General features: G+C 52.5%; 19 protein-coding genes. 9 read left to right on the top strand and 10 right to left on the bottom strand.

Going from position 1 to position 22,643, the window contains the following annotated elements; genetic code table 11:
* Positions 1-56 precede the first annotated feature (56 nt).
* Positions 57-1,091 carry an HlyD family secretion protein gene (locus tag J1779_RS22380; protein WP_217204828.1) on the top strand — a complete coding sequence of 345 codons (1,035 nt, stop codon included), beginning with the start codon at positions 57-59 and terminating at the stop codon, positions 1,089-1,091.
* Positions 1,092-1,185: 94 nt separating this feature from the next.
* On the opposite strand, the gene mdoC is transcribed toward J1779_RS22380, so the two are convergent.
* Positions 1,186-2,370 carry a glucans biosynthesis protein MdoC gene (gene mdoC / locus J1779_RS22375; protein WP_056778670.1) on the bottom strand — a complete coding sequence of 395 codons (1,185 nt, stop codon included), beginning with the start codon at positions 2,368-2,370 and terminating at the stop codon, positions 1,186-1,188.
* A gap of 331 nt (positions 2,371-2,701) precedes the next feature.
* Between mdoC and J1779_RS22370 the strand changes: the two genes are divergently transcribed.
* The 3 genes from J1779_RS22370 (at position 2,702) to J1779_RS22360 (ending at position 7,278) form a co-directional block, all read left to right on the top strand.
* Positions 2,702-4,237 carry a glucan biosynthesis protein G gene (locus J1779_RS22370; protein WP_056779164.1) on the top strand — a complete coding sequence of 512 codons (1,536 nt, stop codon included), beginning with the start codon at positions 2,702-2,704 and terminating at the stop codon, positions 4,235-4,237.
* The gene (mdoH, locus tag J1779_RS22365) at positions 4,230-6,818 is read left to right on the top strand and encodes a glucans biosynthesis glucosyltransferase MdoH (RefSeq protein WP_056778672.1); all 2,589 of its coding nucleotides are present in this window, start codon (positions 4,230-4,232) and stop codon (positions 6,816-6,818) included. The genes J1779_RS22370 and mdoH overlap by 8 nt, the downstream gene beginning before the upstream one ends.
* Positions 6,819-7,032: 214 nt before the next feature.
* On the top strand, positions 7,033-7,278 hold the full coding sequence (locus J1779_RS22360) for a YceK/YidQ family lipoprotein (RefSeq protein ID WP_056778675.1): 246 nt from the start codon (positions 7,033-7,035) through the stop codon (positions 7,276-7,278).
* 3 nt (positions 7,279-7,281) lie between these two features.
* Here J1779_RS22360 and J1779_RS22355 read toward each other — a convergent pair whose 3' ends face one another.
* Positions 7,282-7,689: a MysB family protein gene (locus J1779_RS22355; protein WP_056778676.1), complete on the bottom strand. Its 408-nt coding sequence runs from the start codon at positions 7,687-7,689 to the stop codon at positions 7,282-7,284.
* A gap of 336 nt (positions 7,690-8,025) precedes the next feature.
* On the opposite strand from J1779_RS22355, the gene J1779_RS22350 reads away from it, so the two are divergent.
* Entirely contained in the window at positions 8,026-8,367 is a 342-nt protein-coding gene (locus J1779_RS22350; RefSeq protein WP_217204827.1) for a hypothetical protein, read from the top strand.
* A 29-nt stretch (positions 8,368-8,396) separates the two neighbouring features.
* On the opposite strand, the gene mdtG is transcribed toward J1779_RS22350, so the two are convergent.
* The 4 genes from mdtG to J1779_RS22330 form a co-directional block, all read right to left on the bottom strand.
* Positions 8,397-9,635 (bottom strand): multidrug efflux MFS transporter MdtG, encoded by a 1,239-nt coding sequence (gene mdtG / locus J1779_RS22345; RefSeq protein ID WP_056778688.1) that lies wholly within the window; start codon positions 9,633-9,635, stop codon positions 8,397-8,399.
* 266 nt (positions 9,636-9,901) lie between these two features.
* A complete protein-coding gene (locus J1779_RS22340; protein WP_217204826.1) occupies positions 9,902-10,336 on the bottom strand; it encodes a DoxX family protein in 435 nt (144 codons plus the stop codon).
* A gap of 199 nt (positions 10,337-10,535) precedes the next feature.
* A complete protein-coding gene (locus J1779_RS22335; RefSeq protein WP_136377435.1) occupies positions 10,536-11,471 on the bottom strand; it encodes a Kdo(2)-lipid IV(A) acyltransferase in 936 nt (311 codons plus the stop codon).
* A gap of 346 nt (positions 11,472-11,817) precedes the next feature.
* Positions 11,818-12,915 carry an NADH:flavin oxidoreductase/NADH oxidase gene (locus J1779_RS22330; protein WP_122095751.1) on the bottom strand — a complete coding sequence of 366 codons (1,098 nt, stop codon included), beginning with the start codon at positions 12,913-12,915 and terminating at the stop codon, positions 11,818-11,820.
* A 218-nt stretch (positions 12,916-13,133) separates the two neighbouring features.
* On the opposite strand from J1779_RS22330, the gene trhO reads away from it, so the two are divergent.
* Positions 13,134-14,189 carry an oxygen-dependent tRNA uridine(34) hydroxylase TrhO gene (gene trhO, locus J1779_RS22325; RefSeq protein WP_056778700.1) on the top strand — a complete coding sequence of 352 codons (1,056 nt, stop codon included), beginning with the start codon at positions 13,134-13,136 and terminating at the stop codon, positions 14,187-14,189.
* A gap of 69 nt (positions 14,190-14,258) precedes the next feature.
* On the opposite strand, the gene J1779_RS22320 is transcribed toward trhO, so the two are convergent.
* Both J1779_RS22320 and J1779_RS22315 read right to left on the bottom strand, forming a co-directional pair.
* Positions 14,259-14,834 carry a YceI family protein gene (locus J1779_RS22320; protein ID WP_122096104.1) on the bottom strand — a complete coding sequence of 192 codons (576 nt, stop codon included), beginning with the start codon at positions 14,832-14,834 and terminating at the stop codon, positions 14,259-14,261.
* Between the two features lie 49 nt (positions 14,835-14,883).
* On the bottom strand, positions 14,884-15,429 hold the full coding sequence (locus tag J1779_RS22315; protein WP_217204825.1) for a cytochrome b: 546 nt from the start codon (positions 15,427-15,429) through the stop codon (positions 14,884-14,886).
* A gap of 564 nt (positions 15,430-15,993) precedes the next feature.
* On the opposite strand from J1779_RS22315, the gene J1779_RS22310 reads away from it, so the two are divergent.
* From J1779_RS22310 to J1779_RS22300, 3 genes are read left to right on the top strand one after another with little or no spacing between them, the layout of a single operon-like run.
* Entirely contained in the window at positions 15,994-17,157 is a 1,164-nt protein-coding gene (locus J1779_RS22310) for an efflux RND transporter periplasmic adaptor subunit (RefSeq protein WP_238485259.1), read from the top strand.
* A 9-nt stretch (positions 17,158-17,166) separates the two neighbouring features.
* A complete protein-coding gene (locus J1779_RS22305; RefSeq protein WP_217204824.1) occupies positions 17,167-20,262 on the top strand; it encodes an efflux RND transporter permease subunit in 3,096 nt (1,031 codons plus the stop codon).
* Between the two features lie 32 nt (positions 20,263-20,294).
* Positions 20,295-21,332, top strand: a complete 1,038-nt coding sequence (locus tag J1779_RS22300) for an AI-2E family transporter (RefSeq protein ID WP_056778719.1) — start codon at positions 20,295-20,297, stop codon at positions 21,330-21,332.
* On the opposite strand, the gene J1779_RS22295 is transcribed toward J1779_RS22300, so the two are convergent.
* Positions 21,329-21,793: a MarR family winged helix-turn-helix transcriptional regulator gene (locus J1779_RS22295; RefSeq protein ID WP_056778722.1), complete on the bottom strand. Its 465-nt coding sequence runs from the start codon at positions 21,791-21,793 to the stop codon at positions 21,329-21,331. The two genes, J1779_RS22300 and J1779_RS22295, sit on opposite strands and share 4 nt — an antisense overlap.
* Positions 21,794-21,953: 160 nt before the next feature.
* Positions 21,954-22,622, bottom strand: coding sequence for a LuxR C-terminal-related transcriptional regulator (locus tag J1779_RS22290; RefSeq protein WP_217204823.1), 669 nt, complete (start codon positions 22,620-22,622; stop codon positions 21,954-21,956).
* Between the last annotated feature and the right edge of the window lie 21 nt (positions 22,623-22,643).

Here is a 22,643-nt window from a genome sequence, read left to right as displayed (position 1 = left end):
CCGTCATTACCAAAATATGTGCATTTCTTTATAAGAAAAAATGAGAGAAAAGAATCATGATAAAAAAATTACCCGTTCGCCTGAGCTGGCTGGTCGCCGCCCTCGTCGTGATATTGCTGGCTGGGATGGCCTTCTGGATATTGACCGGTGAAAGCAACCCGGGCACGGATGATGCCTTTGTTTCTGCGGACTCCACGCTGGTCGCGCCAAGGATTTCCGGCACCCTCACTCAGGTGTATGTGCGGGATAATCAGGCGGTGAAAGCCGGGGAAGTGATGGCGCGCATTGATGACCGGGATTATCGGAATGCCGTGCTGACGGCGGCGGCCAGCCTTGAAACGGCGAATGCTAAAATGCTCAGCCTGACTGCCCAGTTAGCAAAACAACAGCAAACTATTTTGCAGGCACAGGCGCAGGTGAACGCCGACAGCGCTGGGATTGCCTATGCGCGCCAGAGTGCTGACCGCTATAAACGTCTGCTGCAAAATGGTTCAGGCACCGCCGATGCGCGGGATGAATCAGATGCGAATTTGCGATCAAAACTGGCCGCTCAGCAAAGTGATATGGCGGCGGCGCAGGCGGCGATAAAACAAATTGACGTGCTTAAAGCCGGACAGGCGGAAGCTCAAGCGGCAATCGATTCAGCCGCAACGGCGCTGGCCCAGGCGAAATTGAATCTCTCTTACACAGAAATCACAGCACCGGTTGACGGTATTGTCGGGCAGCGTTCCCTGCGCATCGGCGGTTATGTCAGTGCGGGCTCCCGCGTTCTGGCCGTCGTTCCGCTTCACGAGGCCTACATTGTGGCGAATTATCTTGAGACACAGTTAGGGGATGTCAGAGCCGGTCAGGCTGCAGACATAAAAGTTGATGCACTGCCGGGCCTGGTGCTGAAGGGAAAAGTGGACAGTATTTCTCCGGCGACCGGTGTGACCTTTTCTCCCATATCCCCGGACAATGCCACCGGGAATTACACCAAGGTGGTGCAACGTCTGGCAGTAAAAATTGTGCTGGAACCCAATCAACCCGATGCGAATCGTCTTAAAGTGGGCATGTCAGTGATTCCGACGATCATTACCGCCGAGCGATAATTCAGTCGCCGGTCATCCGAACTGAATAAAAAAGGCGGCCCTGCGTAAGTGCGGGGCCGCCTTTTTTGATCTTCCGTCCGGCATTATAAAACGATCATGAAGCCTGATTTTGCGGCGGGGTAGGGCCGGTTTCATTCTTTTTAGCCACATGCTGCGGTTTGCCTGAGAACAGGAAACGCAGGAGCGGAATACGTTTATGCACTTCATAAAGCACAAAGGCGATACCGAACACGAACACCAGACCCAGCCAGAATCCCATCCAGTCGCTGTGAATTTTTGGAGTAATAAACGCACCATAAATCAGCGTTAACGGGTGGTGAATCAGGTAGATGAACAATGAGGAGTTCACCAGGTAAGTGATCCACGGCGCCTGGAAGTTCAACAGATAGTGGCTGAAGGAGAACACCACGTTCACCATCAGGATACCCAGCAAGGTAGTGACAATGGCGTCAATCTCCATCGAGTAAAGCTGCGGGGTATTCACGTGCTGATTGAACATGTAAACCGCAAACAGCAGGAGGCTCACTACCCCGGCGGTAGCCGATGGCTTGATGAACAGTTCCTTTAACCATGAGAACTTATAAGCAAAAGCGCCAATAATGAAAAATGGCAGATAAAACAACGTCTGCATCACGATAAAGTTAAAGGCACCGTTGGAAAGTAAATCCGGCGCGAAAAGATACAATGCACGGTTAAAGGTCGCATAAATTAAGCCGATAAATAAAAATAAGATTGAGAGCTTTCCTAAACTGTTTGTTCGGCTTTTAATTAATTGAATGCGATTAGTCTTAATTTCTTTTATGAATTTAAACAGGTAAAAACAAATGCTGGTGAGAATAACTAGCGTTAACAGGAACCATAAATGGGACACTAATTCCCAGACGGTGATGTTAATTTTCTGATAGAGCCCCATTGTGCTCCAGTCGGAAAATTTGCTGGTGTACTTCATCAGGAAATAGAGTTGCGGCAGAGTAATCAACGGGAATGCGGCAGCCAGCGGGATGGCAACCCGTTCAAGACGCACCTTAAGCCACTGGTGCGAGTCGTACCGCTCGTAGAGCATATAAGAGAAGTAGCCTGAGATAACGAAGAACACCTGCATGCGGAAGGCGTGGATCACGTCATTGAAGATCGTCAGGCCGTGCGAGGGTATTGCACTGTTTACCGCCCAGATATGACTGGAGTAAATCAATGATATATGGAACGGAATACCCAGCAGCATCAAATATGCGCGGATGGAGTCTAAAAAGAACTCACGTTGTGGTTTTTGTGGTTTCATCACGTATCCGTTGTATGCAGCTCATCCTAATTTTAGAGCGTAATTTGTCTTTAGGTTTATTTTCTCAGGTAACCAGAAATGAACGTGACTGACAATAGTATTACTCCGAACCTCAATCAGGCTTTCTTATAGGACAAGTTTCCATAGCCTGTGTTTCAACGAATTGATATCCTTGTACCCTGTTGCGCTTAAACGGTTCTTCAATGAATGAACCATCGACAGCTCAGGTTGTCGGAAACCTGACACTTCTCATGAAACAGTGACAGCAATTGCCTTAAGCGCGCTTAAAGGAGACAAGGTGTCGGATAAAAATTTTTCCATAGGGTCACGTATGATCAAAGTCCGTTTGCTAAGTGCCGCAGTGTTGATGGCCATGTTCACCTCATCTGCCTGGGCTTTTTCTATTGACGATGTTGCAAAACAAGCGAAAGCATTAGCCGATAAAGGCTACGAAGCGCCTAAAAGCAATTTACCGTCCCAGTTCCGCGATCTCAAATTCGCAGACTACCAACAAATTCAATTCAATCATGACAAAGCGTACTGGAAAGACCAGAACACGCCTTTCAAGCTTGAGTTCTACCACCAGGGGATGTACTTCGACACTCCGGTGAAAATCAATGAAGTGACGGCTAACGCAGTCAAAGAAATTAAGTACAGCCCGGACTACTTCAACTTTGGCAACGTCAAACATGACGCTGACTCAGTGAAAAACCTCGGCTTTGCCGGTTTCAAAGTGCTTTATCCGATCAATAAAGCAGACAAAGATGATGAAATAATGAGTGTGCTGGGTGCCAGCTACTTCCGCGTCATCGGTAAAGGCCAGGTGTATGGCTTGTCTGCCCGTGGTCTGGCTATCGATACCGCACTGGCATCGGGTGAAGAGTTCCCGCGTTTCCGCGAATTCTGGATCGAACGTCCTAATCCTGATGAAAAGCATTTAGTCATTTATGCCTTGCTGGATTCGCCGCGCGCGACCGGTGCTTACCGCATGGATGTGTATCCAGGTAAAGAAGCGACCGTAGACGTGCAGTCTAAAGTTTATCTGCGCGATAAAGTGGGCAAACTGGGCGTCGCTCCCCTGACCAGCATGTTCCTGTTCGGTGCAAATCAGCCGTCTCCGGTGATGAACTATCGTCCGGCGCTGCATGATTCCAACGGTCTGTCCATCCACGCCGGTAACGGTGAGTGGATCTGGCGTCCGCTGAACAATCCAAAACATCTGGCCGTCAGCCAGTTCTCCATGGAAAACCCGAAAGGGTTCGGCTTGTTGCAACGCGGCCGCAGCTTCTCCAACTTTGAAGATTTGGACGACCGTTACGATCTGCGTCCGAGCGGTTGGGTTGAAACCAAAGGCGACTGGGGTAAAGGGAAAGTTGAGCTGGTAGAAATTCCTACCGCCGATGAAACCAATGACAACATCGTCGCCTTCTGGACGCCGGATCAGTTACCTGATGCGGGTAAACCGCTGAACATGGACTACCGTCTGCACTTCACTATTGAAGAAGACAAATTGCATGCACCCGATCTGGCGTGGGTCGAACGTACCATGCGCTCAACCGGTGATGTTAAGCAGTCAAATCTGATCCGTGAACCAGATGGCAGCGTTGCCTTCCTGGTTGATTTTGTCGGTCCAAACCTCAAAGCCCTGAAAAGTGATACGCCGGTGGCGTCTCAGGTCAGCGTAGGCGACAACGGCGATCTGGTTGAAAACACTGTCCGCTATAATCCGGTAACCAAAGGCTGGCGTCTGACGCTGCGCCTGAAAGTGAAAGATCCGAAGAAAGCGATTGAAATGCGCGCTTCTCTGGCCAATGGCGATAAAACACTGAGTGAAACCTGGAGCTATCAGCTGCCTGCAAATGAATAAGTCAACGCACTCTACACATGATTACGTAGAAGCTTTGCCGCTTACTGAAGAACAGAAAGCGGCGCTCCTTCAGCAGCTTCCGGCTGCTGAAGGGGAAGCTTTTGCCACCGTGCACCGGCGCTTAGGCGCCGATGATACGGCTTCAGCGGTTGCCGCTGCGGCTGACATCGACGCGCCTCTGGCCTCGGTGAAAGCGCGCGTAGGCGGCAGCTGGCCTTACGCTCTGGAAAAGGGCTCGCTGGATGAAGTGGATAACGAAGGCCGCACCATCGCCAGCGCTATGCCACCGGTTAAGCGTTCCAGCATGTTCCCTGATGTCTGGCGCACCAACCCGGTAGGCCGTTTCTGGGACAATCTGATGGGGCGCAGCGCGGCTTCCCGTCACCGCGCCTCAGAAATGCCTGAATCCGAAAAACGCTGGCGTCATGCCGGTTCCGTTCGCCGTTATATTTTGCTGGCTCTGATGCTGGTGCAAACGGCGATCGCTACCTGGTACATGAAAACCATCCTGCCTTATCAGGGCTGGGCGCTGATCGACCCCGCAGATATGTTGAATCAGGACTGGCAACAGTCTGTGCTGCAACTGCTGCCTTATGTGTTGCAGACCGGTATTCTGGTGCTGTTTGCCATTTTGTTCTGTTGGGTATCGGCCGGTTTCTGGACCGCACTGATGGGCTTTTTACAACTGCTCATTGGCCGCGATAAATACAGCATCACGGCGTCCACCAAAGGCGACGAGCCGCTGAACCCGAATAACCGTACCGCGCTTATCATGCCGATTTGTAACGAAGACGTGGAGCGCGTATTCGCGGGTCTTCGTGCAACGTACGAATCCGTGAAAGCGACCGGTGATTTGGATCAGTTTGATATCTATGTCCTGAGCGACAGCTATGACCCGGATATCTGCGTGGCTGAACAGAAAGCCTGGATGGAAGTCTGCCGCGACGTAGACGGCCATGGCCGTATCTTCTATCGCCGCCGCCGTCGCCGTGTGAAACGCAAAAGCGGAAACATTGATGACTGGTGCCGTCGCTGGGGCGGGGAATATGCCTATATGGTGATCCTCGATGCCGACAGCGTGATGAGTGGCGAATGTCTGACCGGTCTGGCTCGTCTGATGGATGCTAACCCGAATGCCGGTATCATCCAGTCTTCGCCGAAAGCGTCCGGAATGGATACGTTGTATGCGCGTTGTCAGCAGTTTGCTACCCGCGTCTACGGCCCGCTGTTTACCGCGGGACTGCACTTCTGGCAGTTGGGTGAATCCCACTACTGGGGGCACAACGCCATTATCCGCGTGAAACCTTTCATTGAGCACTGTGCGCTGGCACCGTTGCCGGGTGAAGGTTCATTTGCGGGCTCCATCATGTCGCATGACTTTGTGGAAGCGGCACTGATGCGTCGTGCGGGCTGGGGTGTCTGGATCGCCTACGATCTGCCGGGCAGTTATGAAGAGTTACCGCCAAACCTGCTGGATGAGCTGAAACGCGACCGCCGCTGGTGCCATGGTAACCTGATGAACTTCCGCCTGTTCCTGGTGAAAGGGATGCACCCGGTTCACCGTGCGGTGTTCCTGACCGGTGTCATGTCGTATCTTTCCGCACCGTTGTGGTTTACGTTCCTGGCCTTGTCTACCGCCTTGCAGGTGGTGCATACGCTGATGGAACCGCAGTACTTCCTGCAACCTCGTCAGCTGTTCCCGGTGTGGCCGCAATGGCGTCCTGAACTGGCAATCGCCTTGTTCTCGACCACCATGGTGCTGCTGTTCCTGCCAAAACTGCTGAGTATCGTCCTGATCTGGGCGAAGGGTGCGAAACAGTTTGGTGGCGGTTTCCGCCTGCTGATCTCCATGCTGCTGGAAATGCTGTTCTCGGTTCTTCTGGCCCCTGTGCGTATGCTGTTCCACACCGTCTTCGTGGTCAGTGCGTTCCTGGGCTGGGAAGTGGTCTGGAATTCACCGCAGCGTGACGATGATGACACGCCGTGGGGCGAAGCCTTTAAACGTCACGGATCTCAGCTGTTGCTGGGTGCTGTCTGGGCGGCCGGTATGGCCTGGCTGGACTTGCGTTTCCTGTGGTGGCTGGCGCCAATCGTCTTCTCTCTGATCCTCTCGCCAATTGTTTCGGTGCTGTCGAGCCGTGCAACGCTTGGGATTAAGAGTAAGCGAGCCAAACTGTTCCTGATCCCGGAAGAATACGATCCTCCGCGCGAACTGGTTGCCACCGAGGAATACCTCAAGCTGAACCGTGAACGTAAACTGCAAAACGGCTTTATGCACGCAGTGTTTGATCCGGCATTCAACGCATTGGCCTCCGCCATGGCAACATCACGCCACCTGCTGCGCGATGCGGTTGAAAACGGACGTCGCGCTCATCTTGAGCAGGCGCTGAAAACCGGGCCGAAAGATTTGGGCAAAGCCGATCGCCTGATTCTTCTGAGCGATCCGGTGCTGATGGCGCGGTTACACTCTGCGGTCTGGACGCAACCTGATCAGCAAGCGTGGGGCGAGTATTACAGTAAGTTGCCTCGTAATGCGCAGGCCTTCCCTGAAACTCAAACGCTGGAAGTTAAACCGGCCTGAGTTGACGTAAAGGGGCAGTAAAAATAAACGGACAGTATGTTATTTGCATACTGTCCGTTTTTTTATGGTGTGAAGTTCAGTGACTCTTTAACCCGCAGCGTATAAAATTTTACTTTGTCTTAACATGGCCGGTCTTCACGCGCATGCTAAGCTGACAGCGCTATTCAGCGCTCAACGGAGTGCTTCATTTGATTCAATTTGACAGGTTGTGTGAGTGATTAATCGGGGTGTTTTTCGCGGGTCTGTTCTGGCTTTGCTGGCCGTCACGCTCTCGGGATGTGGCAGTATCATCAGCCGCACGGTGCCGGGGCAGGGGCATGGCAATCAGTATTATCCTGGCGTGCAATGGGATCTTCGGGACAGTCCGTGGCGTTATGTCACTGTGATCGACGTTCCGCTGTCGATGATTGTCGACACCTTCATGCTGCCAGTTGACGCCCGCCACGGCCCTTACAATTAAACGTCAGTCGATGTCACGGCCCGGATAATCGTCTTCGTCATCCCATTCTTCTGCCGCTGCCGCACCTTCTTCGGTGTCGGTCTGCGGTTCGTGCTGGAATTCCCCTTCATCCCATTCGTACAGCGTCGCCTCTTCCAGCCACTCTTCTTCGAGTTCGATGACGTCGTAATCCTCATCGAAAATGGCCTGTGCAGCGGCACCGCTGCGGAAGGTCAGCGCATCAATGGATTCCCCTTCGGCGCTGAGAAATTCTGCCTGCCACATGATGTCGCCATCCTGCATGATGTATTTCTGCAAATTGAACTGATCGGGAAGCGGCTCTTCATCGCCCTGGATCCTGTCCTGCGCGGCTTCGAGAAATTCTTCGCGGGCGGCATCAATAGCTTCTTCAAGCGTTACGTACATGCTCATTGTTGTCTCCTGAGTTGAAATGGGGTGTAGCTAAAAAGCGTGTGGTGTAAATAGTGTTATGAATGAACAGGTAACAACCACTCGTCAGTAAAAATGCTGATTCAATGAGTGTTGTCGATAAATGACAGGATGCAAGTTTTCAGAGAAAAACAGTCTGACCATTGATGTTTTTTTGGAAAGCTGGCGGGAAAAAGGAACCGCACAGACACAACTGTCAGCACTTTCCCTGATTTGCAAAGGCTCTGAAGGGGAGGGGTAAAGGTTTAGCAAACCCCCGGCGGGGCGTGAAATTGAGGGCTACAGTGACCCTGAACTTTCAAGATTAAGGTGACTTTTATGAAGACTCTTTCCCGCGCTTTACTCCTGCCGCTGTGTGCGCTTGCCGTGCTATTCAGCATTTCCAGTCAGGCCAGTGAAAATACGCATCCGCAACCTCCTGTGAACATGTTCCACGGAGAAGGTTTGCCGCTGCCGCCGCCACCGATGATGATGGGGTTCTGCCATCCGGGGCAATTGTTCTGTGCCAGCGTGGCCAGTGATAACCCGACAGCCACCATCCAAAAACTGACGTCTGTGCTGCCAGCGACGACGGCCGGCAAGCATTACGAAGTGCGTCTGGTGGTTGTTGAAGTGCCCGACGATATGCCTGTGCCGCCGCAACCAGACAAAGCACCTTAAAGCGCGTCAGTCTGGCAGGGCGGCCGCGTTTAATCGGTCATCGCCTGGCGTGGCCGCCGTTGCAGACACCAGTAGGAATAAAATGCGTTAAACAACACCACCAGTGCCGTGACACAAAATACTGTCCTGAAGCCATAACTTGCTGACACCGCTGCACCGAGCAGCGGGCCGGTGACATTACCGACGTCACGGAACGACTGGTTGTAACTGAATACCCGACCGGCCACCTGATTGGTGCAGTTATAAATCAGCAGGGTCTGAACGGCGGGCAGCAATGCGCCATCCGTTGCGCCGAGCAGGAAACGTAAAATTCCCAGTTGCAGCGGCGTTTGCACGAAAGCCATCGGGATCAGCAGCAACACTGAAATCCCCATCATCGCCACCAGAATACGCTCCGGCCCGATCCTGTCTCCCAGTTTGCCCAGCCTCGGCGCACTCATCAGCGCGGCCACACCCGGTACGGAGGCTATCATCCCGCTGATAAACGCAAGATTCTGCGTATTCCCCGCCAGTTCACGCACGTACAGCGTGAGAATGGGCGCGATAGAGCCTGTCGCTACCTGAATAATCATCGTTGTGACAAACAGGCACAGCACCAGTTTTGGATTTTTAAGGGAAGCGAATACCTGTTTGCGATTGAGCATGTCCTTTTTATTGACGGGAACGAACTGCTCACGAATGCAATACAGCGTCATCACAAAGCACAGGAAAAGTACGGCAGCGGTGATGAAGAAGACCGGACGCAGTCCGTAGCTGTCGGCGAGCAACCCGCCTACCAGTGGCCCGAGCAGCGCGCCGCTGACGCCGCCGGTGGACAGTGTACCCAGCGCCCAGCCGCTTTTATTGCGCGGGATCTGGGTAGCAATCAGTGCATTGGCGTTGGGAACAAATCCGCCGAGTAAACCGAGCAGGGCGCGGAGCACCAGAAACTGCCAGATATTTTGTGCGAATCCCATCAGCACCATGACAATCGACATACCGAGCGCGGAACGCAGCAGCATGATCTTACGGCCCTTACGGTCGGCGAGGCCGCCCCAGAATGGCGAGGCAATGGCGGAAAACAGAAAGGTGATACTGAAGACCAGACCGGACCACATGTTCAGGGATTCATGGCCCGTCACGCCCAGGGTTTCTACGTATAACGGCAGAAAGGGCATGATCAGGCTGAATGCGGCACCGGTAAGAAAGCAGCCAATCCAGGCAACAAACAGATTACGTTTCCAGTTAATGGGTTCTGGGGCGAGTTCAGGTTCAGGAGCCGAGGTCATAAATTACCGGAAAAAAGAGGTCAGGTTCGCTCTGTGATGGCAGAAAGAAACAAGGCAGAGCACAAGTAACAATCAGTCAGATGGATAATTATGCGCCTAATTATCATCCACTTCAATGATGTTAATGAACTGTAACAAGCGGAGTAAAATACAGGTTTAAAAAATTTGGCGGACTGAAGGAGATCAATAATTTGGCAAAAAGCAAAAAAAAACGGCCAGTGATGAGGCTGGCCGCGACAGACACAAAAAACCAAAATAAAACGTAATTAACGCAGGGCCGGGTTTTTCATCACGGAATAACGGCCACTGCCAAGGAACATGATCACCAGACCGCCGAAGAAATAGAACGCTTCGCCTTCCAGACCCCATGCGCCGACGTCGGTGACCGTAAAGAATTTACCGGCGACAACCAGGAAAACGGCAACAAGAATATTGAATGCCATCACCAGTGCGGCAGGGCGGGTGAAGATGCCCAGAATGATCAGTACCGGAGCAATCACTTCACCGATGTACGCGCCGTAAGCGATAAAGCCAGGCAGGCCAGCGGCGACTAACATGTTGGCGATCCAGCCGACGCCGTTCTCGATTTTAGCCACGCCGTGAAACAGGATCAGAATACCGAAAGTGAGACGTAACAGAAGCTTACCAAAATCAGGATGATCGGTGGCGCGGGTAAAAGCAGTGTTCAGTTTAGCCAGCATAACAGTTTCCTTTCGGGAGAGACTCGTTGATCACGCGGCCCCTAACGTTCCGGGGTAATCACGTGGGGAAATTATGCTGAGAGTATTGGCCTAAACGCCATGAGATAAAATCTGATAACTTTGAAGAAGTCTGTCAAAAAAACTGTTTAAGCAAATCAAAAATAAGAACCGGTGCAGTGAACCTGAACCGGCCCTCTCATCAGTCACTCAACTTTTTATAGAGTGAAGATTCGCCCTGCGGACGCGTTTTAAAACGACGATGCAGCCACATATATTGCTCCGGTGCCTGACGAATTTCATTTTCGACCACTTTATTCATGTACGCAGCGGCAACGACTTCATCATCCAGTGGGAAATCGGCGACCTGAGGATGAATGATCATCTCATAGCCTTTCCCGCCTTCAAGACGACGCGGGGTGAAAGGAATGATCGCCGGTTTACCCATTCGCGCAAGCAGGTAAGTCCCCGTCGTGGTCGCGGCTTTATCCACCGCAAAGAACGGCACGAATACGCTGGCACGCGGGCCGTAGTCGTGATCCGGTGCATACCAGATGATATCGCCCTGCTTGAGGCTGCGGATCATGCCTTTAAGGTCTTTGCGATCCAGCATGCCTTTATTAGAACGCATACGGCCTTTGGTCTGGATCCAATCCATCAGCTTATTATCATGCGGACGGTAGACGCCGACACCCGGATTATGGATACCAAAGATACGCGCACCAAGCTCGAGGGTGAGGAAGTGGACACCGATTAACAACACGCCTTGCTGGTTGTCGCGTGCACGTTGAATGTGTTCAAGACCGCTGACGCTGAACCAGCGTTCGATACGCTTGTCAGGCCAGAACCACGCCATGCCCGTTTCAAACAACCCCATGCCGACGGATTCGAAGTTTTTCACCACCATGTCTTCCCGCTGGTCAGGGTGCATATCAGGGAAACAAAGTTCGATGTTACGCGACGCGATTTTGTAGCGGCGTTTCAGAAAGCGCATTGAAAAGCGGCCTAAGCCTGTACCAATACGATAAATAACCGGATAAGGCAGTAACACCAGCGCGTAAAGTAATCCCAGACCTAACCAGGTCATCCAGTAACGCGGATGCAGTAATGAAAGAGTAAAAGTTGGTACCTGAGTCATAAAATCTCTGCGTCATAATAATCGAAGTAGAAAATATATAAGCTCTGTCTGGTGCAGCAGCCCGCTACATAAGTACGTTCACTCCCCGTATGGAGTGCGTGTTATGCGTTAATTATTTGTAGCAAAGTGACATATTGTGGCACTTTTTTGGTGCGAGGTGAAAGGCGTCGGCACTAATACCTCATTTTTTGGTATTCACTGCCTGAATGTAAAGCAATCTGCTCTATTTATAAGCCGCCGTTAAGTAAACGCGCTTCTTTCCGACTGAATATCAGCAGAGAACCGGTTTTTGTCAAATAAACGGGCAGCCAATTGTGCTGCCCGCGGGGAAATTTACAAAGGAGGATTAATCGGGCTGGAATAAACCTTTCACGCTGTGCGGCTCGCTGCGCCAGTACTGTTTCGGTGCGGCTACCTTCGCGCCTAGTTTGGCAGCAGCATGCCACGGCCAGCGCGGGTTATACAAAATACCGCGTGCCAGCGCGATCATATCGGCCTGACCGGTACCGATAATCGCTTCTGCCTGCTCCGGCTCGGTGATCAGGCCAACGGCAATCACCGGCATTTTCACGTAACGTTTAATGCCGTCCGCGAAAGGCACCTGGTAGTTCGGGCCAACGGCAATTTTCTGCTGAGTGCTCAGGCCACCGCTGGAGACGTGAATATAACTGCAACCCAGCGCATCCAGCGCTTTTGCCAGCGCAATAGACTGCTCCAGATCCCAGCCGCCTTCCACCCAGTCAGTTGCGGAAATTCTCACGCCCACCGGTTTGTCGGCCGGAAATGCCTCGCGGATGTCCTGGAAGATCTCAAGCAGCAGCCGCATACGGTTTTCCAGTGAGCCGCCGTACTGGTCGGTGCGCTGGTTCGACAGCGGTGACAGGAACTGATGCAGCAGATAGCCGTGCGCTCCGTGCAGCTCGAGCAAATCAAACCCCAGACGATCGGCGCGGCGGACGCTGTCGACATACGCCTGTTTCAGTTGTGCAATGCGTTCCAGCGACATCGCCTCCGGGGCTTCAGTGCCTTCAGCAAAGGCTGCGGCAGAAGGGGCAACGGTTTGCCAGCCTCCGGCGGACTGAGGAATTTGTGCGCCTCCTTTCCAGGGTGCGGCACAGGATGCTTTACGCCCTGCATGGCCGAGCTGCAGGCCAAGGGGCATATCGCTGTTTTCGCGCAAGCCCGTGATAAGGTCCTTCAGTGCAGCCTCGGTTTCGTCATCCCATAGCCCCAAATCCTCGGCAGAAATGCGCCCGACGGCTTCCACGGCGGTCGCTTCGAGGATCAGTAAACCTGCCCCGGAAAAAGATAACTGACCGAGATGGGCATGATGCCAGGATGTGGCTTTGCCGTTATCCGAGGAATACTGGCACATTGGCGCGATCACAATGCGGTTTGGGAGTGTCAGCTTGCCCAGCGTAATCGGTTCAAAAAGCTTGCTCATGTTTCCTGCTCCTGCGAAAAGTTGAATCGTCGTTAAATCCCGAAAATGGATAACACCTAAGCATAGGTTATCGTAATTATCCCGGCGGCAAGGTGCAGCGGGTGTTTTTCTGTTGAGGAATTTGCAACGGGAGATGTCCTCAATGTTGCTTTAATGTATAATCTTGCCGCTTAAAAGTGACCAATCTTTAAATTCCCCGAAAGACAGGAACGTACACCATGCCAGTGTTACATAACCGTATTTCTAATGAGGAACTGAGGGCGCGTATGTTGGCTGAAACTGAGCCGCGCACCACTGTTTCTTTTTATAAGTATTTCCAGCTCGACGATCCGAAAGCCTTCCGCGACGCCCTCTATATCAGCCTGACGCGCCTGAACGTATTTGGCCGTATTTACGTGGCAAAAGAAGGGATTAACGCTCAGATAAGCGTCCCGCAAAGTCAGTTTGAGGCCTTCAAAACCGAGCTGTTTACCAGCCATCCGGCGCTGGATCAGATCCGTCTGAACATCGCGCTGGAAGATGACGGCAAGTCCTTCTGGGTTCTGCGCCTGAAAGTGCGTGACCGCATTGTGGCGGACGGTATTGACGACGAAAGTTTTGACCCGTCAAAGATCGGTGAATACCTGAAAGCCGAACAGGTCAATGCGATGATCGACGATCCGGACACCTTGTTTGTGGATATGCGTAACCATTACGAATACGAAGTGGGGCATTTCGACAAGGCGATTGAAGTCCCTTCGGATACTTTCCGCGATCAACTGCCGATGGCCGTCGATATGCTGAAAGAAGACAAAGACAAGAAGATCGTCATGTACTGCACCGGCGGTATTCGCTGTGAAAAGGCCAGCGCCTACATGCTGCACAAGGGTTTTAAAAATGTGTATCACGTGGAAGGCGGCATAATTGAATATGCGCGCCGGGCGAAAGAGCAGGGCTTACCGGTGAAATTCAAAGGCAAAAATTTCGTCTTTGATGAACGCATGGGTGAACGTATTTCAGACGACGTGATCGCCCACTGTCACCAGTGCGGCACGGCCTGCGATAACCACACCAATTGCAAAAATGACGGCTGCCATTTGCTGTTTATTCAGTGCCCGACCTGTGCGGCGAAGTTTGACGGTTGTTGCAGTGAAATCTGCATGACAGAACTGAAACTGCCGGTGGAGGAACAGCGTTCCCTGCGTGCAGGACGTGAGAACGGGATCAAGATTTTCAATAAGTCCAAAGGGTTGTTGCAAACCACCATGCACATTCCTGCGCCTGAAAACGACTGATACGTTTACCCCAACGTAAAAAGGCCCTGACTGGCAATGCCATGCAGGGCCTTTTTTATGAGGCAGGAATTATTTCTCCTGAACGCCTTCAACAGAGATGATCAGCTCAACATTCTGAGAGGCCGGGCCCAGATCGGTGGTGATACCGTAGTCTTTCAGGGCGATAGTGCCAGCCGCCTCAAAGCCTGCGCGGTAACCGCCCCACGGATCTTTGCCCTGACCCAGTAATTTAGCCTGCAACGTCAGCGGTTTCGTCACGCCGTTCAGTGTGAAATCACCGGTCACAGCCAGGTTTTCACCTTCTTTCTTCACCGACGTTGATTTGAACGTTGCCTGCGGATGTTTGCCGACGTTCAGGAACTCAGCGCTGCGCAGGTGTTTATCGCGTTCAGCGTGATTGGTGAAAACGCTGGTGGTGTTGATGGTGACGTCAACTTTATCGGCTGACGGATCTTTTTCATCAAAAGTAAAACCGCCGTCGAAATCATTAAAGCTGCCGTACAACCAGCTGTAGCCTAAGTGTTTGATACGGAATTCAATAAAGGCGTGCTGGCCTTCTTTATCGATTTTGTAATTTGCGGCCGTTGCTGAACCGGCTGCCAGTAACAGCGATGCCAGCGTCAGTCCCAGGGTCGTCTTTTTCAACATGGTGATTCTCCATTGTCCATATGTGAAGAGCAGAAAGTGAAACGGGTTAGCGTCCGAGCATGCGTGTCAGGGTGCTATCCCGGTCAATGAAATGGTGCTTAAGTGCCGCGAGCGCATGGAATGCAGAAACAATCACAATTCCCCACGCCAGCCATAAATGGATCGTCCCGGCGAGATCTGCCTGCTGGTTCAGCCCGAAAAGCGTCGCGGGGATTTCAAACCAGCCGAACACGCTGACAGCCTGACCCTCTGCCGTGGAAATCAGGTAACCGCTGATCAGGATGGCAAACAGACCGGCAAACAGAAGCACATGTGCCAGCCAGGCGCCGAGGCGGGTTTTAGCGCTGTAAGTGCTCAGGGCTTTTGGCGGAGGGGAAATAAACCGCCACGCCAGCCGGAATACCATGGCGACGAAAAGTAATACGCCAATGCTTTTATGTATTTCGGGCGCGCGGTGATACCAGGTATCGTAATAACCCAGTCCCACCATCCATAAACCCAGGGCAAATAATCCGTAAACGGCAAAAGCAACGCCCCAATGAATCAACACGGAAATATGGCCAAAGCGGACAGGCGTATTTCTCCACTGCATATAAAGCTTCTCGTTCAATATGATATTTTCGAAAGCTAAACATATTGAAACATCTTGGCAATATTTAATTATCAAAAATGTCGATTAATTTCATTTGTTCATTATTTTTGATGCTAATGACCGCTGCTTGTTCAATGGTTTCGGTTTTGTTAGCGAGGTACGCCGTAAAATTGAAGGAAGCCCTGACTGGCGGGGGATTGTCAGGATTTGTCATGCAAGGTAAAGATTATTCCACTTCTAAAAATTTGAGTAAAAAACGTAATTTCGCCCGTGATTAATAATTTCTGATGTATCCCGCTGAGGCTCTAAATATGAGTATGGAATATCCCCATATAATTCTCTGTACATGATCCTAAAGTTTAAATGTTTCTTAAATAGAACGTAAAGAAATATAAGGGTGACGACGTAAGTGATCGAGATCAGGTTGCGAAATATTTCCGAAATTATACTTACCGAAAATTTTGCTTAGGAATTTTCTTATATTCCTTATATCTGATGTCTGCTGATGCTTGTTGGTACATTTTTGACAGCGCAGGCCTGAGACATCACATGGAGAGTGACGCTATGGTATTTCCTGCAATTCGCCGCCTGACCACAGGTACACACATTACTGCTATCGCGGCGGTCATGGCTTTTTTCCTGCTCCATTGCGGCGCAGTGAGCGCGCAGCCACTCCCGGTTGTCGGCACCGTGACCATCGCCACACAGAACGAGGGTGTGAACCGCACCTATCTTGGTCGCCTGGAAGCGGTGCAATCAGTCAACGTTGCCAGCCGTACTGAAGGTTTTATTGCCCGCCGTGTCTTTGAGGAAGGGCAATTCGTTAACGCGGGCGATCTGTTGTATGAGATTGAGCCCGCATTGCATAAATCTGCCGTCGCCCAAGCCAAAGCGCAGCTCGACAGCGCCAATGCCACCGCGCGCCACGCGCAAACTCACCTTAACCGTATTCAGCGTCTGGGAGATGCCCGCACTGTCAGCCAGTCTGATGTAGATGCTGCAGTGGCGGCACGTGATACCGCGCGGGCAGCGGTTGCACAAGCACAGGCCGCGCTAAAAACGCAGGAATTACAGCTGAGTTATACGCGCATTACTGCGCCCATCTCCGGGCGTATCGGCGTCAGCCATTTTCATACCGGCAGCCTGGTGAACCCGGCCAGCGGGACACTGACGGAAATCGTTCAGCTTGATCCGGTGCGTGTGGTGATTTCCGTAAATGAACGAGATTTTCTCAGCGCCAGCCAGAATACCGGTTCGCTTGAACAGGCGATGTCCGGGGAGAATATGGCACTGTCGCTGCGTCTGTCGGATGGTTCTCCGTACATGGCCACACCGACCTTTGAATCCCTGGGCAACCGTATTGATGCGCAAACGGGCACCGTCGCCGTCAGGCTGGTGGTGGCGAATCCGCAGCATCGTTTGCTGCCGGGCGGTACGGTAAACGTGCTGGCGGAACCGCAATCTGATGCCCGTCTGCCCGTCGTGCCAGCCAATGCATTGCAGCAAAATCAGGCCGGTCATTTTGTCCTGCTGGTCAATGCGCAACAGCAAATTGAAGCGCGGCCGGTACGTCTGGGGGCTCAAAATTCTCAGGGTTATTTCGTGCTGGAAGGTTTGCAGGGCGGAGACAAGGTGGTAACCGAAGGTCTGCAATGGATCCAGCCGGGGATGAACGTCTCAACGCGGGATGCTCAGGGTGTTTCAACGGCTCAGACGACTCAACGTTAAGGAACGACGATGCTTCAGCAATTTATCAAGCGACCCCGTTTTGCGATGGTCATCGCGCTGGTCACCGCACTGATTGGTGCGGTGGCGCTCAAGGTGATCCCGGTTGAGCAATATCCGGATATCACGCCTCCCGTTGTGTCTGTCAGCGCCATCTATCCCGGGGCGAGTGCGCGGGACGTGGCTGAATCTGTGGCGGCGCCTATTGAAGCGCAGGTTAACGGCGTCAGCAATATGCTGTACATGTCCTCAAACAGCGGCAATAACGGCAGCTACTCACTGAATATCACCTTTGCCAGCGGTACCGATCCGGATACGGCGGCGGTTGAAGTGCAGAACCGGATTTCTCAGGTGAGCGCAAAATTGCCCGCCGAAGTGCTGAACACGGGCGTGTCGGTTCGTAAACAGGCTTCCAATATTTTAATGGGCATCAGCCTGCTTTCACCCAACAATACCCATGACATGTTGTTTATCAGCAACTTCGCCAGCATTCAGTTGCGGGACGCTCTGGCGCGAATCGATGGTGTGGGTGACGTACAGGTTTTCGGATCGCGTGATTACAGCATGCGTATCTGGCTGGATCCGCGCAAGATGGAGGCGCTGAACGTCAGCAGTACAGAAATCAGCGCCGCGATCCAGAGCCAGAACGTCCAGGCTGCGGCCGGTCAGATTGGCGCATCGCCGAGTCCTTCGTTACAGCAGCAAACCCTGACGATCAGCGGTGCCGGGCGTCTCAGCTCACCGGAAGAGTTCGCCAATATTATCGTGCGTAAGAATGAACAGGGCGGAGCGGTGCGGTTGCGCGACGTCGCGCGCATTGAGCTGGGTGCGCAGGATTATCAGGTCAACGCGACGCTGAATCAGACGCCTTCGGCTTTCCTTTCTGTCTATCCTGCGCCCGGTGCCAATGCGCTGAACGTGGCAAATGCTGTGCGTGAGGAGATGACCCGACAGGCGCGTTATTTCCCGGACGATCTCAACTACGAAATTAAATTCGACTCGACCCAGTTTGTCAGTGCCACGCTGGATGAAATCGCCGTCTCTCTCGTCCTGACATTTCTGGTCGTCCTGACGATTGTCTTTCTGTTTTTGCAAAGTGCACGCGCCACTTTTATTGTCGCGCTGACCATTCCCGTCTCTTTGCTGGGCACCTTTGCCGTGCTCTACGCGTTTGGCTATTCCGCTAATACGCTGAGCTTATTTGCCATCATTCTTGCGCTGACGGTGGTGGTGGATGACGCCATTGTGGTGGTTGAAAATGTCGAGCGCCTGATGACGGAAGATCCCTCGCTGGGCCGGGTGGCAGCCACCCGTAAAGCGCTGAAACAGATCGCCGGGCCAATCATCGCCACAACGGTGGTATTAATGGCGGTATTTGTGCCGATCGCCGTGTTACCCGGCATCACAGGCGCGCTGTATCGTCAGTTTGCGGTAACGCTGTCGGCTGCGGTGATTCTTTCAAGTATCAATGCATTAACCCTGACACCCGCACTTTGTGCGACCTTGCTCAAACCCCGCCCTGAAAAGCCGGCACGCCTGTTTGGCGCTTTCAACCGGGGGCTGGACAAGGTGCGTGATGTTTATGTCACGGCGACCGGCGGGCTTAGTAAACATGTGCTGACCAGTGCCCTCACCGTGATGGTGATTCTTGTCGCGTGCGTGTGGGGTTATTCCACGTTGCCAAAATCCTTCCTGCCGGATGAAGATCAGGGCTATTTCTTCGTCAACGTACAGTTGCCGGATGGCGCATCGCTCGGGCGAACGGATGCGGTACTGGGACAAATGCAGACGCTGCTGGAAAACGACCCGGCCGTTGACGATGTCATCGCCATCAGCGGTTTCAGCCTGCTTAGCGGCGGCAGTGCGCCAAATTCGGCGTTCGGGATTGTCTTGCTGAAACCCTGGGGCGAACGCAGCAGCGTGGATCAGGTGATAGGCCGCCTGCAACCCGCGATGGCGGGCATCCCGTCGGCGATGATCATGGCGATTAATCCGCCTGCGATTTCCGGCCTGGGAACCGCATCGGGTCTGGATCTTCGCCTGCAGGCATTGCAGGGGCAGTCGCCGCAGGAACTGGCAGCGACCGGTCAGGCGCTGATCATGGCGGCAAATCAGGATCCGCAGCTCAGCCGCGTGTTCACCACTTTCAGCGCCTCGGTACCTGAAATCGCCCTGAGCGTTGACCGTGACCGTGCCGCGCAGTTGCAGGTGCCGGTCAGCCGGATTTTCGGCACACTACAAACCTCTCTGGGTGGCGTGAATGTCAGCGATTTCATTATCAATAACCGTTTGTTCAATGTGCAGATGCAAAATGAAATGGAGGACCGCCAGCGCGCCGACCAGATTTCCACGCTGAGCGTCCGTAGCGATAACGGTTCGCTGGTCAGCATGGGCAAAATGGTTGATCTGACGCCTTCACTCGGCGCGCCATTTATCACGCAATACAACCAGTTCCCGTCACTGGCCATCAGCGGCTCGGCGGCGCAGGGCGTGAGTTCCGGTGAAGCTATGGCGCAAATGGAACATATTCTCAGTGAAAAGCTTCCTGCTGGTTACGGATATGAATGGACGGGAATGTCATTACAGGAAATTCAGGCTGGCGGCCAGGCGATTCTGATTTACGCCGCGGCACTGTTATTCGCGTACCTGTTCCTGGTGGCGCAGTATGAAAGCTGGAGTATTCCGCTGGTGGTGATGATTTCAGTCATCTTCGCGGTGTTTGGCGCTATCGCGGGATTACATCTGGCCGGGCTGAGCAATGATGTGTATGCGCAGATTGGTATGGTGTTGCTGATAGGGCTGGCGGCCAAGAATGCTATTCTTATTGTGGAATTCTCGAAAGCACGCCGTGAAGAAGGGGCGTCTGTACGGGAGGCGGCACAGGACGGGGCGAAACAGCGTTTTCGTGCCGTCATGATGACGGCAATTTCCTTCATTCTCGGTGTCTTGCCGCTGGTACTGGCTTCCGGTGCCGGCGCGATGAGCCGACACATTATTGGTGTCACGGTATTCAGTGGCATGTTGCTGTCAACGACGGCGGGGATCTTGTTTATCCCGGCACTGTATGTCCATATTCAACGTTTCCGTGAATGGACGAAATCGCGTTAATCTGCTGCACAGGCCATGAACAGGAGAAAGCCATGCGAAAGACAATAGTGACGGATCAGGGGCTGAAAATTGTCATGATGATGGCGATGCTGGTGGTGATTTTTGCCGGCATCAAATCCGCCGCAGATATTATCGTCCCATTGATTCTGGCGCTGTTTCTGGCTTTCGTCCTGAATCCGTTGATTGTTTTGCTGGAGAAAGCGCGGGTGCCGCGAGCGCTCGCGGTAATGCTGGTGGCGACGGTGGTGATTTGTGTGATGGTGTTTTTGACAACGACGTTGCTGGTCACGCTCAATGATTTCGCACGCACCTTGCCGCAATACCGCGGGATCATTGCCGAGAAACTGCGCCAGTACGATGCCTATTTTCCGCAGGGCGAACTGACGTTCACACCGGAACAGCTTGCAGGCTACATTGATCCGGCTGCGACACTGAATCTGGTGAGTAAGCTCATCAGCTATTTGTCGAACGCCATGGCCGGCCTGTTCTTATTGCTGATGACCGTCGCCTTTATGCTGCTCGAAGTCCCGCAGTTGCCCTACAAACTGGAACAACTCTCAGACGATCCCGGCAAGGGCAGGGCAAATATCCAGCGTGCACTGGACAGTGTGACGCGGTATCTGGTGATTAAAACGCTGATTAGCGTCGTCACTGGTCTGGCGGTATGGGGATTACTGGCGTTCATCGGCGTCAGGTTTGCCTTTCTGTGGGGAATGCTGGCTTTTGCCCTGAACTATATTCCGAATATCGGATCCTTCCTGGCGGCCATCCCGCCAATTATTCAGACGTTTCTGTTCAACGGCGTGAGCGACGGGCTGATGGTGACGGCGGGTTACATCCTGATTAACGTGATTTTTGGCAGCATTATTGATCCCAGGATCCTCGGACGCGGGCTTGGGCTGTCCACGCTGGTGGTCTTCGTTTCGCTGATTTTTTGGGGCTGGCTGATGGGGCCGGTGGGCATGCTGTTGTCTGTTCCGTTGACGATTGTAATGAAAATCGCTCTGGAGCCCACAGCCGCAGGACATAAAATTGCTGTCCTGTTGGGCGATGGCGCACCAAACCGCTAGACCTTGTTTTGCTCCTCAATATCTTGCGCATGCGATTCAATACTTCGCAGCGAAATCAGCAACTGCTGACGGGCAAGGGGATCGAGACCTTCAAACAGGCGGTCAATGGCGGCCTGTTTTGGCTGCTTCACCTGTTCCAGCGCCTGCTTCCCTGCGTCTGTGAGTTCAAGCAACTGTGAACGGCGATCGGTGGGATGCGGCTTTCTCACTAACAAACCGTCTCTGTCCATTGCATCGATCGCGTCAGTGATCGTTCGCGGTGATTGCTGAAGCGCGTGCGCCAGTTCGCCCGGACGGCAGGTGCCTTCATGTGCAATGGCGGTTAACAGTTTTCCACGGGCAAGTGAAAGCCCCTGAGCGGACATTGCCGCATCGACCTGTTTACGCATCAGACGAATAACGGAAAGTAATGTTTCTGTGATCTCGGCGGGAGTCGCGTCCACCATGTTTAATTCGGCCATTTTGTGAGGCTCCTCAAAATGAGGCGGGTAATCTGAACCGATTGTAGGCCTATGCATTAAAACTGCAACCGCGTGATGGGAAGGGAAAACGTGTCTGAATATTGCGAAGAGGTTGGCGGAGAGGACAAAAAAAGGCCCCGGCAGGCCGGGGCGATTGTTTTTAGCTGTGAGCTTTATAGATCATTAACAAATCGTCTTTGATCTGGCGGCTGATGGGACTGGCAGATATGTCATCAATGGGCCAGAACAAATATTTAATCAAATTGTATATGAAACAGAACTCTAAGCGGTTGCGGACTTTTATTTTCTGCGCCAGATGGCGTTTATGGACATAAACGGTGCGGCTGCTGATATTCAATTTTCTGGCAATGCGGTAGTTCGGCATTTCCGACATCCAGTAGTTCATCACCAGAATTTCCTGATCGCTGAACAACATGCGCGGTAATCCGACATTATTCGCCTGCACGTAAGCATCAGGATCTGAAGCAATCTGTTTCAAAAGTGTTGTCAGTGATTGTTTATTGAGGATAAAAACATCGCGGGTAATCGGGATCGGATCGTCACATTCCGGGTAGTTTGCGTCGATGTAGCAGTAAATCCGGGCACCATGGCGGAATTCAAAGAATGCTTTTAATTCTTCAGATAATTCTGCGCTATGACAATATTGCGTCATGTTAACGAGAATCAAATCAGGCTGGAATTCATTGAAAGATTTGAGTGCCTGGGAGATATTCACCGAATCAATAATATAGAGATCATTATTCTCGATCAGATAAGAGAAAACACCTAAGCGGGTGAAACCACAGGGTTCAATAACGGAGAGTTTCATATTACATCCTTGTGTAAGCGT

This window comes from Rahnella rivi, from assembly GCF_019049655.1.
Lineage (GTDB): Bacteria > Pseudomonadota > Gammaproteobacteria > Enterobacterales > Enterobacteriaceae > Rahnella > Rahnella rivi.
The sequence above is the reverse complement of the archived record's forward strand: the minus strand, read 5'-3'. Positions and strand labels throughout refer to the sequence as shown.

Bases quoted from the DNA above. Each gene is read 5' to 3' on its own strand.
- mdtG (WP_056778688.1), bottom strand. From the start codon at position 9,635: ATGACCTCGGCTCCTGAACCTGAACTCGCCCCAGAACCCATTAACTGG.
- J1779_RS22300 (WP_056778719.1), top strand. From the start codon at position 20,295: ATGCGAAAGACAATAGTGACGGATCAGGGGCTGAAAATTGTCATGATG.
- J1779_RS22305 (WP_217204824.1), top strand. From the start codon at position 17,167: ATGCTTCAGCAATTTATCAAGCGACCCCGTTTTGCGATGGTCATCGCG.
- J1779_RS22310 (WP_238485259.1), top strand. From the start codon at position 15,994: ATGGTATTTCCTGCAATTCGCCGCCTGACCACAGGTACACACATTACT.
- J1779_RS22355 (WP_056778676.1), bottom strand. From the start codon at position 7,689: ATGAGCATGTACGTAACGCTTGAAGAAGCTATTGATGCCGCCCGCGAA.
- J1779_RS22370 (WP_056779164.1), top strand. From the start codon at position 2,702: ATGATCAAAGTCCGTTTGCTAAGTGCCGCAGTGTTGATGGCCATGTTC.
- J1779_RS22315 (WP_217204825.1), bottom strand. From the start codon at position 15,429: ATGCAGTGGAGAAATACGCCTGTCCGCTTTGGCCATATTTCCGTGTTG.
- J1779_RS22335 (WP_136377435.1), bottom strand. From the start codon at position 11,471: ATGACTCAGGTACCAACTTTTACTCTTTCATTACTGCATCCGCGTTAC.
- mdoH (WP_056778672.1), top strand. From the start codon at position 4,230: ATGAATAAGTCAACGCACTCTACACATGATTACGTAGAAGCTTTGCCG.
- mdoC (WP_056778670.1), bottom strand. From the start codon at position 2,370: ATGAAACCACAAAAACCACAACGTGAGTTCTTTTTAGACTCCATCCGC.
- J1779_RS22350 (WP_217204827.1), top strand. From the start codon at position 8,026: ATGAAGACTCTTTCCCGCGCTTTACTCCTGCCGCTGTGTGCGCTTGCC.
- J1779_RS22330 (WP_122095751.1), bottom strand. From the start codon at position 12,915: ATGAGCAAGCTTTTTGAACCGATTACGCTGGGCAAGCTGACACTCCCA.
- J1779_RS22340 (WP_217204826.1), bottom strand. From the start codon at position 10,336: ATGCTGGCTAAACTGAACACTGCTTTTACCCGCGCCACCGATCATCCT.
- J1779_RS22380 (WP_217204828.1), top strand. From the start codon at position 57: ATGATAAAAAAATTACCCGTTCGCCTGAGCTGGCTGGTCGCCGCCCTC.
- trhO (WP_056778700.1), top strand. From the start codon at position 13,134: ATGCCAGTGTTACATAACCGTATTTCTAATGAGGAACTGAGGGCGCGT.
- J1779_RS22290 (WP_217204823.1), bottom strand. From the start codon at position 22,622: ATGAAACTCTCCGTTATTGAACCCTGTGGTTTCACCCGCTTAGGTGTT.
- J1779_RS22295 (WP_056778722.1), bottom strand. From the start codon at position 21,793: ATGGCCGAATTAAACATGGTGGACGCGACTCCCGCCGAGATCACAGAA.